We start from the raw sequence: 16777 nt of genomic DNA, 5'->3' as shown, positions 1-16777 counted from the left end.
GCGTGGTCAATATATGCAAACGCTTAGAAAATAAGCACTTGCTTAGAACTGAGGGGCTGCAGGTCCGCACCGACTGCCGTCCACCACGTCAATCGGTAGGAGTTACTCATGCCCGAGGCCGTCATCGTCTCCATCGCCCGTTCCCCGATCGGTCGCGCCATGAAGGGATCGCTCAAGGGCATGCGCCCCGACGACCTCGCCGCGCAGATGGTCCAGGCGGCACTCGACAAGGTGCCCGCACTCGACCCCACCGACATCAACGACCTCATCCTGGGCTGCGGCCTGCCCGGCGGCGAGCAGGGCTTCAACATGGGCCGCAACGTCGCGGTCCAGCTCGGCTACGACTTCATCCCCGGCACCACCATCACCCGGTACTGTTCGTCGTCGCTGCAGACCACCCGCATGGCTCTGCACGCGATCAAGGCCGGTGAGGGCGACGTCTTCATCTCCGCCGGCGTCGAGACCGTGTCCCGGTTCACCGCGGGCAACTCCGACTCGCTGCCCGACACCGAGAACCCGCTGTACGCCGACGCGCAGACCCGCACCGAGAAGCTCGCCCAGGGCGGCCGGCAGTGGGTCGACCCGCGGCAGGAGGGGCTGGTCCCCGACACCTACATCGCGATGGGCCAGACCGCGGAGAACGTCGCGCAGATCACCGGCATCACCCGCGAGGAGCAGGACCGCTGGGCGGTGCGCTCGCAGAACCGCGCCGAGGAGGCCATCGGCAACGGTTTCTTCGAACGGGAGATCACCCCGGTGACCCTGCCCGACGGCACCGTCGTGACGAAGGACGACGGCCCCCGCGCCGGCACCACCTACGAGGCCGTCAGCCAGCTGAGGCCGGTGTTCCGTCCGGACGGCACCGTCACCGCCGGCAACGCGTGCCCGCTCAACGACGGCGCCGCCGCCCTGGTGATCATGTCCGACACCAAGGCCAAGGAGCTGGGACTGACCCCGCTGGCCCGGATCGTGTCCACCGGGGTGTCCGGTTTGTCGCCGGAGATCATGGGGCTGGGCCCGATCGAGGCGTCCAAGCGGGCCCTGGCGATCGCGGGACTGGGCATCTCCGACATCGACCTCGTCGAGATCAACGAGGCGTTCGCGGTGCAGGTGATCGGGTCGGCGCGGGAGCTGAACATCGACGAGGACAAGCTCAACGTCTCCGGCGGCGCGATCGCCCTCGGCCACCCGTTCGGCATGACCGGTGCCCGGATCACCGCCACCCTGCTGAACAACCTGACCACCCACGACAAGCAGTTCGGCCTCGAAACCATGTGCGTCGGAGGCGGACAGGGCATGGCGATGGTGCTCGAGCGGCTGTAGGCGGCTCCGCCGCCCGTGCGTGGTTAACGAGTCTCTGGACTCGTCAACCACGCACGGGTGCGAAGCACCTAGGCCAGGCCCGACAGCGGCGGCGGGGTGTTCTCGTCCCGCCAGGCGATGGCCTCCTTCAGGGTGCCGAGGTCGTAGTCCGGACCGCCCACACCCACGGTGAAGAGGGTGACGCCGGCGTCGACGTGGGCTGCCGCGTCGTCGACACCCGGCCACGACGTGGAGTGCTGGATGCTGTCGGGGCTGCGCCCGGCATCCCGTGCGTACCCGGCGAGGATCCCCGACTTGCGTTTGTACGTGTCCATGTCGCTGAAGCTGTGCCAGATATCGCCGTATTGACCGACCAGCGGCAGCGTCTTCTTCTCGCCGCCACCGCCGATGAGGATCGGAATGTGCCGGGTGGGTGCGGGTTCCAGCTTGCCGAACCGCGCGGTGATCCGCGGAAGGTATTCGGCGAGCAGGTTCAGCCGCGACCCCGCGGTGCCGAATTCGTAGCCGTACTCGTCGTAGTCGCGCTCGAACCAGCCCGAGCCGATGCCCAGGATCAGCCGTCCGCCGCTGATGTGGTCGACCGTCCGGGCCATGTCGGCGAGGAGGTCCGGATTCCGGTAGCCGGCGCACGTGACGAGGGCGCCGATCTCCACCCGTTCCGTCTGCTCGGCGAACGCCCCGAGCATCGTCCAGCACTCGAAGTGCGCGCCGGCCGGGTCGCCGTACAGCGGATAGAAGTGATCCCAGTTGAAGACGATGTCGACGCCGGCGTCCTCGGCCCGCAGCACCGCGTCGCGGATCATCCCGTAATCGGGCGCGTGCTGCGGCTGAAGTTGGACACCGATGCGAACTGGACGAGTCATTCGTGGCTCCTCGGATGAGTACGGAGACCCTGCGTGCAGGGCCCGTGCGTGCAAGTCCCTCCCTGAACCATATTGCTCGCCCGCGCCGAGTGCGGCTACTACGGCCGTGACCCGGGCACAGCATGAATTCACCCCCGAACCCGAGGAGAGGTTCGTTCGACCATGAGGGCTGTGTCCGCCGGCTGGGTGTCCGCACGCGGACGAGGTGATTCCCGTCGAGGTGCACACGCGCCTCGCCGCCGACCTGATGGCGCCCGACATTCCGCTGGACGAGTCGAAAGGCCTGCGACCTGCTCTTCTTTGCGAAGTTCGGTGCAGTGCGGGCGAACATCGGTGAAGCGAGCGGCGTCGACGTGGATCCAGGCACGATGCGCTGGGCCCGCGGATCGGACGAGTGTTGTGGCTCAGGTCAACTCGGGCAGCAGGTCGAGGAAGCGCCGTACCGCTGCCCGGTCGCCGTCGACGGTGGCGTCGCCTGCGTCGACGGCCTCGTCCAGGTCGCGGCCGTAGAACGCCATGGACGTGAAGACGGTGGATTCGGTGGTCACCACCGCATCGGGATCGGTGGCGGCGCCGCGCTCGATGACGAGACCGTCGGTGGTGTCGATTCGGATGACGTCTCCCCTCCCGAGTCGAAGTTCGAGGCGCACCTGCACGTCGCCGAGCGGGGTGTCCTCCAGCATGGTCCGCATCGACAGCACGGTGGTCTCGTTGCTGACCTGCGCGCCGTGCGGCATGGTGGGCGAGCGCACTCCCCAGCGTCCCAGCGCCCGGAGCACCGGCTCGAGTTCGAGCCCCCATTCGGTCAGTTCGTAGACCTGGGCCCGCGTCGGCGGTCCGAGGGTGACCCGGCGGACGACGCCCGCGTCCTCGAGGTCGCGCAGTCGTTGCGACAGCACATTCGCGCTCGCGCCCAGTACGCCAGTGCGGAGGTCGGTGAAGCGCTTGGGCCCGAGCATCAGTTCGCGGACCACGATCAGCGACCACCGCTCCCCGACCAGGTCGAGTGCGTGGGCGGCGGCGCAGCCGTCGTCGTAGGAGCCGTAGGTACGTCGGGACGCCATACCTGATGGTACCAAATCACGACTAAGTGGTTGTGTTTTAGGACCACGCCTGGTTACGGTGGCTCTCATGAGCGAATCGACCGATCCCTCACCAACCCGGACCGCCACCGCAGGCACTCGCCAATGGGCCGGTCTCGCGGTCCTCGGCCTCGCCTCCCTGCTCGTGTCCATCGACGTGTTCGTGCTGCTGCTCGCCCTGCCCAGCCTGAGTCGGGATCTCGACGCCAGTGCCACCGAGCAGTTGTGGATCATGGACATCTACGGATTCCTGCTCGTCGGCTTCATGCTGACCGCAGGCACGCTCGGTGACCGGATCGGGCGCCGCACCCTGCTGCTTCTCGGCGGCGCGGGATTCGCGGCCGCGTCGGTGGTTGCCGCCTTTTCCACGAGCCCGGAGATGCTCATCGCCGCACGCGCGCTGCTCGGCATCGCCGGTGCCACGCTGGCGCCGTCGACTCTCGGCCTGATCAGCACGATGTTCCGCGACGCCCGGCAACGGTCGGTGGCGATCGGGCTGTGGATGATCGGGTTCATGGGCGGTGCCGCCGCCGGACCCGTCGTCGGCGGTTTCATGCTCGAGCACTTCTGGTGGGGTTCGGTGTTCCTCCTCGGCGTGCCGGCGATGGTCCTGCTGCTCGTCCTCGGGCCGATTCTGCTTCCCGAGGAACGCGATCCGGCCGCGGGTCGCGTCGACCTGACCAGTGTCGCCCTGTCGCTCGCCGCCATCCTGCCCGCGGTGTTCGGGCTGAAGGAGTTCGCAACCCACGGCTGGGCCGCGACATCCGGTCTCGCCGTGGTCGTGGGCGTCGCGTTCGGGTGGGTCTTCGTGCGCAGGCAGCAACGCCTGGACGACCCGCTCGTCGATCTGAGTCTCTTCCGCAACCGGGCGTTCACGACCGTCGTGATCAGCATGATGCTCGTGACCGTCATCGGCTCGCTGATGTTCTTCACCGCGCAGTTCCTGCAACTCGTCGCCGGTCTCACGCCGCTGCAGGCGGGATTCGCGATGCTACCGGCGGCGCTCGCGGCGATCGTCAGTTTCGGCGGAGCCCCGATACTCGCGCAACACATCCGGCCGGTGTTCGCGATCTCCGGCGGCATGCTGGTCGCCGCGGCTGGTTGCTTCCTCTACACGCTCGCGGACGCAGACGGTGGACTGGTCGCGATCATCGCGGGCCTGGCCGTCATGAACCTCGGTTGCGGACCGCTGGTCACGCTCGGCACCGGGATCGTCGTGGGTTCGGTGCCCTGTGCCAAAGCCGGTTCGGCTGCCGCCATGTCCGAGACGAGCGCCGAGTTCGGGTACGCCATCGGGCTCGCCGTGGTGGGTAGCCTCGGCGCGCTCGTGTACCGCACCCAGCTGTCGATCGCCCCGGATGTTCCCGACGACCTTGCCGACGGGGCACGCGAAAGCCTCGCCGGCGCCGCGACTTCGGCGGCACAACTCGGGCCCGATGGCGCCGCGCTGCTCGACTCCGCCCGCGAGGCCTTCACCATCAGCGTGCACGTCGTCGGATGGGTCGCCGCCGCGATCGCGCTGCTGGTCGCCGTCGTCGACGCCGTGTACTTCCGGCATCTTCCGCCCATCGTTTCCGAAACGGACGCGGCCGCATCACCACCCGACCACGCGGCGGACGTGGAAGACTGGGTGTGTGAAGGTCACGCAGAGGCCTGACCCGCCCACCGGCATCCGGCGGGCGTTCTTTCGCGCCCCCATCTACCTCTACCGCTTCCATCTCGGGTCGCTGCTCGGCGGTCGATTCCTGCTTCTCGAACACGTCGGACGCAAGACCGGCGCCCGGCGGCAGGTCGTGCTCGAGGTGGTCAACCACGACGCCGTCGGCGACGGGTACGTGCTGGCCGCCGGGTTCGGACCCAAGTCCGATTGGTACCGGAACCTGCGGGCGCAGCCGCACGCGAACATCCAGGTGGGCCGTCGGCGACTGCCTGTGACAGCCGAATTCCTCGATCCGGAGACCGGTGCGGACTTCATGGCGCACTACGCGGCGGAGCATCCGAAACTCGGAATGCGGATCGCCCGGGGCATGGGCTTCGACGTCGACGGCAGCGCGTCCGACTTCCGGGCGGCGGGCCGTGAGATCCGTTTCGTCAGGCTGCGAACCCGGGCCTGAGGTCGTCAGTTCAGCCGGACCCCGCCCGCGAGGAGCATGGTCCGCAGGACGAATGCCGCCTCGGGGCCGATGATCTCCCCGACCAGGGTGAGGTAGCGGTCCACGTACTCCGGTCCGTGCGGCGCGACCGTCGGGTACTCGGGGTCGGACGGATCGAGGTGGTGGGCGACTTCGTGGAGCACCACCAGTTCGCGGAAGGCCCAAGCGTTGCCGTTCCTGTGCTCGGGTACCGCGATTGTCGCGCAATCGCTTTCGTAGTGCGCGGCCTTGTTGCCCGACCGCGCGCGGACGTGAATCGGGGTGGCTGCCCGCGTCCACGTCGACCGCACCCAATTCAGGGCGAGCACCCGGTCCACGTAGTCCTGCACCGAATCGATCGACGCGAACTTGCGTTCCACCGGCAGCGTCACCTGCGATCCCAGAACGTCGACGACGCGCAGTCCACGCTCGTCGGCGCGGTCGAACATGGTGCGCACCAGGGCTTCCGCGTCGTACACGGCGGTCCGCTGAGTGTCGCGGGGCCGCTTCACGACGGGATCTGCTTGCGGGCGGTCGACAGTTCGGGTGAGTTGCTCAGTCGTGCGGTCCGGGCGGCGCGGTCGCCGGCCCGGCGGGCACTCGACGAATGTCCGGCGGACGCGCGCCCTCCCCGCCACGTGCCGCGGGCCTGCGAGTTCTCCGAGTAGTAGTCCTTCAACTCGAGTTGCTTGTCGCGCAGGACCAGCGCCGTCTCCGCCGACGACTCCGGCACGGACACCGCCTGATCCTCGGCCTCCTTCTTGGCGTCGGCGAGGCGCTGCCCGATCCGCGCGGCGTAGGCGAGCTGGAAGTTCAAGCGGGCGGTGACACCGGCGACGGGCCGTCGCACCCGTGTCGCGACCCGGCGGCGCCCGCGCTTCTCGACCTGCGTCCGCAGCGTCGTCTCGCTGCGGTACTCACCCGACTTGATGTAGCCGTCGGACGCCCGGACCATCTGGATCAGCAGGCTCGCGTACAGGGCCTCGCAGACGTCGATGTCGCCGGCGAATCCGTACGCGTAGATGACGGCCGACGTCTGGGCGATGTCGCACTGGACGTCGTTGGCGGCGGCGATCACAAGAAACAGTTGCGCGTACGTCCGCAGACCCTTCTTGCCCGGTTCACCGATCGTGATCAGGCGCTGCGTGGGGGTGGCCCGCTTCTCCCTGCCCGCGGCGTGTGCGCGCGCCACCGCGAGGTCGATCGAGGAGGCGGTGGCGAGCCGCTGCGCGGCGGCCATGAAGGCCTCGCCCTCGTGCGGGTTGTCGGTGGATTCCGCCTGCCGGAGGAGCCCACCGATGCGGGTCAGCATCTTGTCGGAACTCACCCAGGCAGGCTAGCCCCCGTGCGTGGTTGACGAGTCCTGACACTCCTTAACCGCGCACGGGCGGCGGAGCCGCCTACAGCCGCTCGAGGTCGTCGAGGATCAGGTTAGCGCCGGTGAGGCCGATGCCGGTGATCCACACCCGGTAGTCGGTCTGGCGGACGCCGTCGCGTCGTGACGGCCCCATCTGCCCGACGAGTACGGGGTCGATCCCCAGTTCCCCCGGTGCGGACGTGTTGGCGACGAACGCGATGTCGGAGTCGATCAGGGCGACATTCTCGAGCGAGATCTCGGACATGTCGTTCTTCGCGTCCCACGGCTGTCCGGTGATGGTGTAGCCGGCCGCAGTCAGCACGGAACCGGAGAACGTGCCGGGTCCGTGGAGGCGCAGGCCGTCGTCCATCACGCGGATGACGTGCGCGGTGCGGCCCCGGTTGGTTTCGCTCAACGCGGCGGCGCGGGTGTGGAACGCCGACAGCTTCTGTTCGGCTGCTTCCGTCTCCCCCATAGCCTCGGCGAACAGCCGCAGCGTCCCCTGCCAGTCGACCGCAGGCGACATGGAGAACACGGTGGGCGCGATTGCCGACAGCGCGTCGTACAGGTCGCCGTGCCGCTGCTTGCTGCTGAGGATGAGGTCGGGCTGTAGCGCGGCGATCGCCTCGAGGTTCGGTTCGGCGATCGACCCGACGACGGTGGTGCTGTCCAGTCCGCCGCCGAGGTATGCGGGCAGCGCGTCGGCGGAACCCGCCTGAGCTGCGCCGACCGGTGTCTTTCCGAGTGTGACGACGGTGTCGATGGGGAGGCTGTCGAGGGCGACGATGCGACTGGGCCGATTGCTCACCGTCGTCGTCCCCATGGCGTGGGTGACGGTGCGCTGGGCGCCGCTGTCGCTGCCAGTTGCGGCGTCGGGTCGCGCGCATGCGGCGGTGAGCGCGGCCAGCGCGGCTGCTCCCAGCCCGGCGCCGAATTCTCGTCGTGTCAGGGCATCGACGATCTCTTGCCATTGGACGTCGGTGACATTCGGGGAGCACGTGGCTGAACGCATCCTGGACCTCGATCTCGAAGGGGGTAGAAGATAGGCGAACCTAACCTTATACAGTCTGGTGCGTGAGCGTGCAGACGACGACGTCGCCCGAGGGGTGGACGCCACCGGCGTGCGCGGCGCTCTCCCAATCGCTCCAGGAGCCGTTGTGGGGCACCGCGCCGCGGGTGCGCGGCTGGCTGCTGATCGAGCAACCCGGACCGTGGGGCCGCGACCGGCTCCGGCAGAGCCGCCTCGACCCGGTCCTCGGCGACGCGCTCGCCGCCCGGTGCGCCGACGCCGGGGTGCGTCCGGTGCTGATCCGCACCCGGCAGCGCCGCGACCTCGCCGCCGGACGTGACGTCTACCTCGTGCGACCGGGCCGCGCCGACGGCTGGGCGGAGCGACTGCTGGTGCGTGAGGACCGGGAGTTGCTCGAACTCGACCTGGACCTGCCCCCCGGAGCTGGAGAACGTCTCGACCCCGCCGAATCTCTGTTCCTCGTCTGCACCCACGGCAAGAAGGACGCCTGCTGCGCGTCATTCGGACGCCCCGTAGTCACCGGCCTCGGCCACCGCGGCGGACGGGTCTGGGAGTCGACGCACGTCGGCGGCGACCGGTTCGCCGCGACCGTGGTGTGTCTACCGTCGGGCATCTACTACGGCCGGGTCACCGCGGAGGCTGCGGAACACATTGTCGCCGAACACGATCGCGGACGGGTGGTGCTCGAGCACTACCGCGGTCGGTGCACCGACGACCCGGTGCTGCAGTTCGCCGAGCACACCGTCCGGGCCGAGCGGTCACTGCTCGGACTCGACGACGTGATCCCGCTGTCGGCGGTCCCGCGACCGGACGGTGACACCGACGTCCTGGTCCGGCACCCGGACGGCACCGACGTGGTCCGGGTGCGCACGACCCGCGCCGAACCCCGCCTGACCGCCTGCAGCGCGGGTGTCGTGGACAGCCCGGACCGGTTCGAGGCGGCTCCGCCACCCGTGCGCCGTTCTGGTAGCTAGGGCAACCAAAAAAGCGCACGGGTGCGAAGCGCCTGACAACTTGCCCACACGTTCAGCGGCGTTTCCTTCCCGGTTACCTGCAGGGCAGTTGTCCGTACAACTCGGCCCGTGACAGTGGTCGCCATGACGGAGCATCGGTACCGCGCCATCGCGGACCAACTGGAGTGCGAGATCGAGCGGCTGGCGCCCGGCACCAAACTCGACAGCGAACACGAGCTGATGAAGCGGTTCGGGGTGGGCCGGGCGGCGGCGCGGGGTGCGGTGCAGGAGCTGGAGCGGCGACTGCGGGTGCGGCGCGTTCAGGGTGCGGGCACGTTCGTCGCCGAACGGATCGACTACGTCATCTCCCGCGACCGCCGGCCGTCGTGGCACATCACCGTCCGGGAGGCCGGGGCCGTACCGCGGTCGGTGATCCTCGAACGGTCGCTCGCACCGCTGCCTGCCGACTGCGCCGACCGGCTGGAGGTGCCGCACGGCACCCCGGCGCACCACATGGTCCGGCTCAGCTACATCAACGACGTCGTCGCGGGTCTCGGATTCGAGTGGATCTCCCACGACGCCGTCCCCGACCTCGCCGAGGGCATGCGGGTGGAGGAATCCCTCGACGAGGTGCTCCGTCAGATGGGCCATGTCCGTTCGGTCCGGTCCTGGTGCCGCACGGCCTCGGACATTCCGCCGGCCGACGTGCAGGAGAAGCTGCAGCTCGTGTCCGCGGTCCCGGTGTGGGTGGTGGAGAGCGTCAATCGCGACGCCGACACCGGCACACCCCTCACCTACAGCAAGGCGTGGATGCGCGGCGACGCCGTCCGCGTCGTCATGGAGATCGGCTCTCCGGACGAACCCCGGCCACTCACCACCGACATCGAGAACGACACGAAAGAGGTCTCGACCCCATGATTTCCCACGTCTACAGTCGCGAACGCGTCGCCGAGCTGCTGGCCGCGGCATCGGCGGGCGATCTCGTCGAGCTCGCCGACGCCTGCCTGTCCGACGGCGCCGAACTCGCGGTCCTCACCGCGCCGGAGATCGGTTCCGTCGCGGCGCAGGTGCGCGAACCCATAGCGTACGACCACTTCTTCCTCGGCGACATCCTCGCCTGCCGTGCCGAGGTGAGTCTCGCCGGAGTGCGGGGCTGGGCCATGCGTATGGGCGACGACCGGGCCGCCACCCTCGCCGCCGCGATCTGCGACGCCGAGGTCCAGGCGGGCCGCCCGCACGCCGACCGTGTCCACGAGCTGTGCGCCCGCGTCGAGGACGACCGCCGGCTCGCCGACCGCGACGAATGGGCGCAGCTGGCCCCCACGATCGTCCAATTCGAGGAGCTGACGTAGAGATGAGCGACACCATCGTGATCGGTTCGGCGCTCGGCGCCGGACTGAACCCCGACCAGGCGCAGCGCGTCTACCGGGCGGTCCTGGAGGCGTTCGCGCGACCGGGAACCGTCCAGACGTTGCCCCGCAGCGACTTTCCCGCTGCCCTGTTGCCCGCGCTCGCGCTGGCGGACCTGGAGACCGGCACGCACGTCCTCGAGCCGGGGCAGCAGGACTGGACGTCCGTGCTCGCCGTCGCCACCGGCGCACCCGCCACCCCTCTGGAGACGGCAAAGTATGTCACCGCGCTTCGCCCGCCGACGGCGACCGAATTCGGTTCGGTCACAACCGGTACGGCATTGAGCCCGGAGTCGGCGGCGACTGTCGTCTGCGCGGTCGACGCCGTCGACGACGGCATCCCCGTCCGCCTCGCAGGGCCGGGAATCGAGTCCGAGATCGCCTTCGCGCCGGCCGGATTCGACCCCGCGCTGTGGGAGGTCCGACGGCACCTGGTCGCGGAGTTCCCGTCCGGTGTCGACCTGCTGCTGGCCGGGCCGGACGGATCCCTTGTCGGGATCCCGCGCACCACCGTGGTGACCACCGGAAAGGACAACTGACATGGGATATTCGGGAGCACGCGGCGGCCTGGACGCCATCCTCGCCGCCGAGTCGCTGGTGCGCGGCGCCCGGAACACCGACCCCGCGCCGTGGCTGACGACGGAACAGATCACCGGCCGCATGCGATTGGCCGTCGACCGGGTGATGGGCGAGGGCGGCCTGTACGACGAGGACACCGCCGCCGACGCGTTGCGGCAGGCGGAGGGCGATGTCATCGAGGCCACCCACCTGGTGCGGGCCCACCAGTCGACGTTGCCGCGGCTGGCCGTGAGTGAGCCGATCGATCCCGACGAGATGGTGGTGCTGCGGCGCATCGTCCCCGCACACCGCACACCCGACGGCCCCCAGTTGCTCGGCCGCACCAGCGACTACACCGGCCGGATGCTGGACCGTGACGCGCAGCCGGGACCCGTGATCGTCCCGGAGAGCCTGCCCGCGGAAACCGAACGCGGGGAGGACCAGCGCCATCCGCGGCGGTTCTCCGACATGCTCCGCGAGATGGACCTGCTGGTCGACAACCGGCCCGCCGACGCCGCGCCGACGGCGGCACCGTTCGACATCTCGCGGCACCCCGCACGACCGCCCGCCCCGCGCTCGGCGATCCTCGCGAGCATGGCCCGCGCCGAGACCGGTTCGCTGATCGGCACCTGGTACCGCTCGATCCGCGGCACCGAGGGCAACATCCACGAGGTGACGCTCGGCGAGGTGCGACACGGCCGGCTCCCGCTGAGGGTCGTGCACCCGCACACCGGAAAACCGGTACTGCTCGGGCACATCCGTGCCTCGGAGTGCGAGGCCATCGAGGACCTCGACGGCCCGGACGAGGACCGCAGCCGATTCGACGTCGGCTACGGACTGTGCTTCGGGCACAACGAACGCAAGGCCATCGCGATGGCGAACCTCGACATCGCCTGCCGGCGGTTCGGTGACGCGGACGGTCTCGAACAGGTGCTGCTGCTCACCACCGACGGCCTCGACTCGTGCGGGTTCCTCGAGCACCTCAAGCTGCCGCACTACGTCACGTTCCGCTCGATGATCGACCGCAAGCGCGCCGTGCGCGGTGTGGAGTCGGTGGCCGAGCGCACCGCCGAACCGATCGGAAGGACCTGCTGATGACCGTCACCGATACCGTCACCGAAACACCCACCACCGCCGGCGTTCTCGCGGCGCTCGACGCCGAGTCCTTCCCCCGCGGAATCCTCGACGAAGGTTCCAAGCGGGAGATCCGCCGCGCCACCCTCGCCGCCGTCTGCGTGCCCGGATACCAGGTGCCGTTCGGGTCCCGCGAGATGCCGGTGGCCCGCGGCTGGGGTTCCGGCGGACTGCAGATCACGCTCGGTCTGCTCGGCGGCGACGACACCGTCAAGGTCATCGACCAGGGCGACGACGACGGCGTCAACGCCACCAACCTGCGTCGCCTCATCGTCGACAGCGAGCACTGCGCGCAGACGCAGGACACCCGCGACTGCAGCGTCGTCCAGAGCCGGCACCGCATCCCGGAGGAGCCGCTGATCGACGAACAGATTCTGGTGCTGCAGGTTCCGGTCGCGGAGCCGCTGCGGGGCGTGCAGAAGTCGGTGAGCGAGTGCGCCCGGATGCACGCCGAGGCCGACTATTCGATGATCTGGGTCAGCCTGTACGAGGACCTCGTCCGCAACGGTGTGATCACCAAGACCACCGGCTACCCGGTGCTGGTGAACGGCCGCTACGTCATGGTCACCACCCCGATCCCCCGCTGGGACGTGCCACGCCTGAACAACGCCGCGAGCCTGACGCTGTTCGGCGCCGGCCGCGAGAAGCGCATCTTCGCGGTCCCCCCGTACACGCGGGTCGAGCCGCTCACGTTCGACGACGTCCCGTTCGAGGTCGAGGGCGACAGCACGCAGCGGTGTGCGCGCTGCGGTTCGTCCGACACGTTCCTGGTGGAGGCGCCCGGCGGTCGCACGGCCTGCAGCGACATCGAATGGTGCACAAGGACACTCGACGGTGACGTCGACACCGGAAGCCACGCGGACCGGTCGCCGCTGCGGTTCCTGCCCGACCCGTCACGCCGGGTGGGGGCGGCGGCGGCCGCGACCCGTCGTGATCCGGCGGAACTGGAGGCCCGGCCGGTCCCGGCCCACACCGACGGCTGGACGCTCGCGGTTCGCGGTGTCGGCAAGGTCCACGGACCGGGCGGCGCCGACGCGGTGCCCGGAACCGGCCCCGACACCGGAACCGCGATCAGCCCCCGCACCGGCGCGGTCGTCGCCGCCTGGGACGTCAGCTTCGACGTCGCACCCGGGGAGGCTCTCGGTCTGATCGGTGAGTCGGGATCGGGCAAGTCGACCGTGTTGCGCTGCCTCGTCGGCGAGGAAAAGGCCACGGCCGGTTCGATGTTCCTCACCACCGTCGGCGGCGGCGACACCGACGTGTTCGGACTCGACGCGGCCGAGCGCCGGGCGCTGCGGGTCGACACCGTCGGTCTCGTGCACCAGAACCCGGCGGACGGTCTGACCATGAAGGTGTCCGCCGGCGGCAACATCGCCGAGCGGCTCACCGCGGCGGGCTGGCGGAACTATCACGAGATCCGCGACCGCGCCGCATACCTGCTGGAGAAGGTGGAGGTACCGCTCGAGCGGATGGACGACCCCGTCCACACGTTCTCCGGCGGCATGCGGCAGCGGGTGCAGATCGCGAAGGCTCTCGCCACCGACCCGCGGGTGCTGCTGCTGGACGAGCCCACCACCGGACTCGACGCGTCCGTCGCCGCGGGTGTGCTGGACCTGCTCCGCAAGCTCCTCGCCGAGCGGGACACCGCCGCCGTGGTCGTCAGCCACGACTTCGCCGTCATCGAGGCCCTCACCGACCGCTGCCTCGTGATGAACGTCGGCCGCGTCGTCGAGTCCGGCCTCACCGACCAGTTGTTCCAAGACCCGCACCACCCCTACACGCAGCGGCTCGTCGCGGCCGCCCGTCGGTGAAACCGACCAGAGGAACGAGGTAACCGACCATGAATTCGCCGATACTGTCGGTCCGCGCACTGCGGAAGACGTTCACACTGCACACCATCGACGGACGCATGGTGACGTCGCTGCACGGCGTCGACCTCGACGTCGCGGAAGGTGAGCACGTCGCCCTCGCCGGACCCAGCGGCGCCGGCAAGTCCAGTCTGCTGCGCTGCGTGCACCGCAGCTACCTGCCCGACGGCGGCACCGTCACCCTGCGCACCGACGACGGCCCGGTCGAGCTGACGTCCCTGCCGGACCGCGACATGGCCCGGCTGCGCGGGCGCGAACTGGGGTACGTCTCCCAGTTCCTGTCGGCGCCGCCGCGCACCGGCCCGATGGACGTGGTCGCTGCCGCGGGCCGCCGCCGTGGGATGAGCAGGTCCGACGCCCGCGCCGCCGCCGCCGACTCGCTGCGGCGGCTGGCCCTCGACGAAGCGCTGTGGGACGTGGACTGCAGCGTCCTGTCCGGTGGTGAACGCCAGCGCGTGAACATCGCGGCGGGAACGGTCAATCCGCCGCGACTGCTGCTGCTCGACGAGCCGGTGTCCGCGCTCGACCCGGCCAACCGCGAACGGGCGCTCGAGCTGATCGCGTCGCTGTCCGCGCAGGGGGTGGCCGTGCTCGCCGTCTTCCACGACCTCGACGCGATGCGCAGACTGGCGTCGCGGGTGATCCGGTTCAGCGAGGGCCGGATCGCGCAACAGGGCAGTGCGCTCGACGTGCTGGGAGCGGTGGCATGAGCGAGACGGCACAGACCCTCGAGCAGCCCACCGCCTGGTCGCTGCAGCAGTCCCCACGCGACTACGTGCTCGGGCACGTGCGCGCCGTGCTGCCCGGCGGCATCCTCGACGACGCCCGGATCGTCGTGCGCGACGGCCGCATCGTGGAGGTCGGCGAACCCGCACCCGGCACCCGGATCGACGTCGACGGCGGCGGCCTGTTCTGCCTTCCCGGCCTCGTCGACGTCCACTCGGACGGTCTCGAACGGGAACGCCTCCCGCGGCCGGGAGCGGAACTGCCGTGGATGTTCTCGATGATGTCGTTCGAGGGGAAGCTGCGGGCGGCCGGGGTGACCACCGTGTTCCACGGGGCGTCGTTCTCCGACCGGGAGGCGGCCAAGAACCAGCGCAGCGTGCACGCGGCGATGGAAATGTGCGAGGCGATCGCCGCGTGGAACGAACGCGATACCGACGGCAGGCTGGTCGACCACCGGGTGCTGCACCGGCTCGACGTCCGGTCGGCCGCCGGTCTGGACGCGCTGCGCCGCCACTTCGACCACCTGGTCGCGACCGGACAGGTGGGTCCCGATCTGCCCGCCGTGATCTCGCACGAGGACCACACCCCGGGCATCGGGCAGTACGCCGACCGCACGTTCTACGAGCAGTACATGGCCGGGATCCGTGGCATCTCCATGGAGGAGGCGCGACTGCGGGTGGACGAGGTGGTGCGGGAACGGGAGAACAACGTCGCGGTGCGTGAGGAGGCGATGGAGTGGCTCGCCGGACGCGGCGCGACGGGATCGGCCCGGATCTTCGGGCACGACCCCGAATCCGCCGTCGAGATCGCCGATCTGGCGCGCCGCGGCGGCAACGTCGCCGAATTCCCGACGACGGAGGAGGCGGCCCGGGAGGCCCGCGACCGCGGCATGTCCGTGGTGATGGGCGGACCGAACGTCCTGCGCGGCGGCTCGCACTCCGGCAACGTGTCGGCGGTGGAGCTGGCCCGGCTGGGGCTGGTGACCGCGCTCGCGTCGGATTATCTGCCGTCGTCGCTGCTCGGCGCCGCGTTCACGCTCGCCGCCGACGACACGATGCCGCTGCACTCCGCGGTGTCGCTGATCACCAGCGGTCCCGCCACGGCGGTCGGGCTCTCCGACCGCGGGGCGCTGGAACCCGGGCAGCGCGCCGACCTGGTGCTCGTCGGTCTCGAACACCGGTGCCCGGTGGTCCGGTCCGTGCTGCGGGCGCAGTAGGCGTGCCCGCAACGACAACCCGCTGGTCTCGCCCATCGCAGTTTCTCGGGGGTTCACCCGGGGTTGCCACTGCGGTCACCGTGGGCGACGAACCTTGACCCGAACGCGCAGGATCTCGATGCGCGCCTGCCACGCCCGACTCAGGGCACCCGAAGGAGACAACTTTCATGGGTAGCTTCATGCGCCGATCGTTCGCCGCTGCCGCGGTGGGCGCTGCCGCCGTCCTCGCCCTGTCCGCGTGCGGATCCAGCGCCGCCGACAGTTCGGGGTCCGGCGACCCGGAGACGCTCGTGCTGGCGTCCATCCCGTCGGAGGATTCCGAGAGCCTGCAGCAGCAGTACAAGCTGGTCGGTGACGTGATCGAGAAGGAGACCGGCATCCCGGTCGAATTCCAGAACGCGACCGACTACGCCGCCGTCATCGAGGGACAGCGGGCCGGCAAGGTGCAGATCGCCGGTTACGGTCCGTTCTCCTACGTCACCGCGAAGGACGCGGGTGTCGCCACCACACCGATCGCGGTGCCCGTGGACGCGGCCGACGCCGAGCCGGGCTACAAGTCGTACGCCATCACGAAGGCAGGGTCGAACATCAAGAGCCTCGCCGACTTCCGCGGCAAGACGGTGTGCTTCGTCGATCCCTCCTCCACGTCCGGGTACCTGTACCCGTCGGCGGGACTCCTCGAGGCCGGGATCGACCCGCAGAAGGACGTCACCCCGGTCTTCGCCGGCGGGCACGACGCCTCGGTTCTCGCCGTCGTCAGCGGCCAGTGCGACGCCGGTTTCGCGTACGACACCATCGTCGACAAGGTTCTCCTCGAGAAGGGGCAGATCAAGCCGGGTGACGTCGACGTGCTGTGGAAGTCGGAGACCATCGCCGCCAGCCCCATCGCGATCAGCACCGAGTTGTCCCCCGAACTCCAGGGCAAGCTCACCGACATCTTCCGCACCAAGCTGAACCGGCCCGCCCTCGTCGAGGCGGGATTCTGCACCGACGAGAGCGGATGCGCGCTGCCGGAAGGGGTCGAGTACGGCTACGTCGCCGTCGACGACGCCTTCTACGACGGCGTCCGCAAGGTCTGCGACATCACGAAGGCCGCGGCGTGCCAGGGCTGACCGTCCGGCCGCAA

Annotated in this window: 17 protein-coding genes; 12 read left to right on the top strand and 5 right to left on the bottom strand. The window is 69.8% G+C overall.

Annotation, left to right across the window (positions count from 1 at the left end):
• The first annotated feature begins 108 nt into the window (after window positions 1–108).
• Window positions 109–1323: an acetyl-CoA C-acetyltransferase gene (locus DTA22_RS35040; RefSeq protein ID WP_112302458.1), complete on the top strand. Its 1215-nt coding sequence runs from the start codon at window positions 109–111 to the stop codon at window positions 1321–1323.
• A gap of 68 nt (window positions 1324–1391) precedes the next feature.
• Here DTA22_RS35040 and DTA22_RS35035 read toward each other — a convergent pair whose 3' ends face one another.
• Window positions 1392–2186, bottom strand: a complete 795-nt coding sequence (locus DTA22_RS35035) for an LLM class F420-dependent oxidoreductase (protein WP_037230156.1) — start codon at window positions 2184–2186, stop codon at window positions 1392–1394.
• Window positions 2187–2590: 404 nt separating this feature from the next.
• On the bottom strand, window positions 2591–3250 hold the full coding sequence (locus DTA22_RS35030) for a winged helix-turn-helix transcriptional regulator (protein WP_037230154.1): 660 nt from the start codon (window positions 3248–3250) through the stop codon (window positions 2591–2593).
• Between the two features lie 67 nt (window positions 3251–3317).
• Here DTA22_RS35030 and DTA22_RS35025 point away from each other — a divergent pair, with 67 nt between their 5' ends.
• The gene (locus DTA22_RS35025; protein ID WP_112302457.1) at window positions 3318–4925 is read left to right on the top strand and encodes an MFS transporter; all 1608 of its coding nucleotides are present in this window, start codon (window positions 3318–3320) and stop codon (window positions 4923–4925) included.
• Complete coding sequence (locus tag DTA22_RS35020) at window positions 4903–5382, top strand: nitroreductase family deazaflavin-dependent oxidoreductase (protein WP_112302456.1); 480 nt, start codon at window positions 4903–4905, stop codon at window positions 5380–5382. Before DTA22_RS35025 ends, DTA22_RS35020 begins: the two co-directional genes overlap by 23 nt.
• Window positions 5383–5387: 5 nt before the next feature.
• Here DTA22_RS35020 and DTA22_RS35015 read toward each other — a convergent pair whose 3' ends face one another.
• The 3 genes from DTA22_RS35015 to DTA22_RS35005 form a co-directional block, all read right to left on the bottom strand.
• Window positions 5388–5912 (bottom strand): TIGR04338 family metallohydrolase, encoded by a 525-nt coding sequence (locus DTA22_RS35015; RefSeq protein ID WP_037230149.1) that lies wholly within the window; start codon window positions 5910–5912, stop codon window positions 5388–5390.
• On the bottom strand, window positions 5909–6727 hold the full coding sequence (locus tag DTA22_RS35010) for a DUF2786 domain-containing protein (protein ID WP_112302455.1): 819 nt from the start codon (window positions 6725–6727) through the stop codon (window positions 5909–5911). The genes DTA22_RS35015 and DTA22_RS35010 overlap by 4 nt, the downstream gene beginning before the upstream one ends.
• A gap of 73 nt (window positions 6728–6800) precedes the next feature.
• Window positions 6801–7769, bottom strand: coding sequence for an ABC transporter substrate-binding protein (locus DTA22_RS35005; RefSeq protein ID WP_112302454.1), 969 nt, complete (start codon window positions 7767–7769; stop codon window positions 6801–6803).
• Between the two features lie 62 nt (window positions 7770–7831).
• Here DTA22_RS35005 and DTA22_RS35000 point away from each other — a divergent pair, with 62 nt between their 5' ends.
• The 9 genes from DTA22_RS35000 to DTA22_RS34960 all read left to right on the top strand — a co-directional run bounded on the left by DTA22_RS35000 (window position 7832) and on the right by DTA22_RS34960 (window position 16763).
• Window positions 7832–8761, top strand: coding sequence for a sucrase ferredoxin (locus DTA22_RS35000; RefSeq protein ID WP_112302453.1), 930 nt, complete (start codon window positions 7832–7834; stop codon window positions 8759–8761).
• A gap of 123 nt (window positions 8762–8884) precedes the next feature.
• The gene (locus tag DTA22_RS34995; protein WP_235214583.1) at window positions 8885–9658 is read left to right on the top strand and encodes a GntR family transcriptional regulator; all 774 of its coding nucleotides are present in this window, start codon (window positions 8885–8887) and stop codon (window positions 9656–9658) included.
• On the top strand, window positions 9655–10092 hold the full coding sequence (locus tag DTA22_RS34990; RefSeq protein WP_112302451.1) for a phosphonate C-P lyase system protein PhnG: 438 nt from the start codon (window positions 9655–9657) through the stop codon (window positions 10090–10092). Before DTA22_RS34995 ends, DTA22_RS34990 begins: the two co-directional genes overlap by 4 nt.
• 2 nt (window positions 10093–10094) lie before the next feature.
• Entirely contained in the window at window positions 10095–10688 is a 594-nt protein-coding gene (phnH, locus tag DTA22_RS34985; protein WP_160118545.1) for a phosphonate C-P lyase system protein PhnH, read from the top strand.
• Window position 10689: 1 nt separating this feature from the next.
• Complete coding sequence (locus DTA22_RS34980) at window positions 10690–11802, top strand: carbon-phosphorus lyase complex subunit PhnI (RefSeq protein ID WP_037230135.1); 1113 nt, start codon at window positions 10690–10692, stop codon at window positions 11800–11802.
• Window positions 11802–13652: an alpha-D-ribose 1-methylphosphonate 5-phosphate C-P-lyase PhnJ gene (locus tag DTA22_RS34975; protein WP_112302449.1), complete on the top strand. Its 1851-nt coding sequence runs from the start codon at window positions 11802–11804 to the stop codon at window positions 13650–13652. The genes DTA22_RS34980 and DTA22_RS34975 overlap by 1 nt, the downstream gene beginning before the upstream one ends.
• Window positions 13653–13681: 29 nt before the next feature.
• Window positions 13682–14419, top strand: coding sequence for an ATP-binding cassette domain-containing protein (locus tag DTA22_RS34970; RefSeq protein WP_112302448.1), 738 nt, complete (start codon window positions 13682–13684; stop codon window positions 14417–14419).
• Window positions 14416–15651 (top strand): alpha-D-ribose 1-methylphosphonate 5-triphosphate diphosphatase, encoded by a 1236-nt coding sequence (locus DTA22_RS34965; RefSeq protein WP_112302447.1) that lies wholly within the window; start codon window positions 14416–14418, stop codon window positions 15649–15651. Before DTA22_RS34970 ends, DTA22_RS34965 begins: the two co-directional genes overlap by 4 nt.
• Window positions 15652–15818: 167 nt before the next feature.
• Window positions 15819–16763, top strand: coding sequence for a phosphate/phosphite/phosphonate ABC transporter substrate-binding protein (locus DTA22_RS34960; protein ID WP_174233912.1), 945 nt, complete (start codon window positions 15819–15821; stop codon window positions 16761–16763).
• The last annotated feature ends 14 nt before the right edge of the window (window positions 16764–16777 follow it).

The sequence above is a fragment of the Rhodococcus wratislaviensis genome, assembly GCF_900455735.1.
Lineage (GTDB): Bacteria > Actinomycetota > Actinomycetes > Mycobacteriales > Mycobacteriaceae > Rhodococcus_F > Rhodococcus_F wratislaviensis.
This window is presented reverse-complemented; position numbering and strand designations above follow the sequence as displayed.

Excerpts from the sequence above, each read along its gene's own strand:
- DTA22_RS35040 (WP_112302458.1), top strand. The coding sequence starts at position 109 with ATGCCCGAGGCCGTCATCGTCTCCATCGCCCGTTCCCCGATCGGTCGC.
- DTA22_RS35035 (WP_037230156.1), bottom strand. The coding sequence starts at position 2,186 with ATGACTCGTCCAGTTCGCATCGGTGTCCAACTTCAGCCGCAGCACGCG.
- DTA22_RS35030 (WP_037230154.1), bottom strand. The coding sequence starts at position 3,250 with ATGGCGTCCCGACGTACCTACGGCTCCTACGACGACGGCTGCGCCGCC.
- DTA22_RS35025 (WP_112302457.1), top strand. The coding sequence starts at position 3,318 with ATGAGCGAATCGACCGATCCCTCACCAACCCGGACCGCCACCGCAGGC.
- DTA22_RS35005 (WP_112302454.1), bottom strand. The coding sequence starts at position 7,769 with ATGCGTTCAGCCACGTGCTCCCCGAATGTCACCGACGTCCAATGGCAA.
- DTA22_RS34995 (WP_235214583.1), top strand. The coding sequence starts at position 8,885 with ATGACGGAGCATCGGTACCGCGCCATCGCGGACCAACTGGAGTGCGAG.
- DTA22_RS34990 (WP_112302451.1), top strand. The coding sequence starts at position 9,655 with ATGATTTCCCACGTCTACAGTCGCGAACGCGTCGCCGAGCTGCTGGCC.
- phnH (WP_160118545.1), top strand. The coding sequence starts at position 10,095 with ATGAGCGACACCATCGTGATCGGTTCGGCGCTCGGCGCCGGACTGAAC.
- DTA22_RS34980 (WP_037230135.1), top strand. The coding sequence starts at position 10,690 with ATGGGATATTCGGGAGCACGCGGCGGCCTGGACGCCATCCTCGCCGCC.
- DTA22_RS34975 (WP_112302449.1), top strand. The coding sequence starts at position 11,802 with ATGACCGTCACCGATACCGTCACCGAAACACCCACCACCGCCGGCGTT.
- DTA22_RS34970 (WP_112302448.1), top strand. The coding sequence starts at position 13,682 with ATGAATTCGCCGATACTGTCGGTCCGCGCACTGCGGAAGACGTTCACA.
- DTA22_RS34965 (WP_112302447.1), top strand. The coding sequence starts at position 14,416 with ATGAGCGAGACGGCACAGACCCTCGAGCAGCCCACCGCCTGGTCGCTG.
- DTA22_RS34960 (WP_174233912.1), top strand. The coding sequence starts at position 15,819 with ATGGGTAGCTTCATGCGCCGATCGTTCGCCGCTGCCGCGGTGGGCGCT.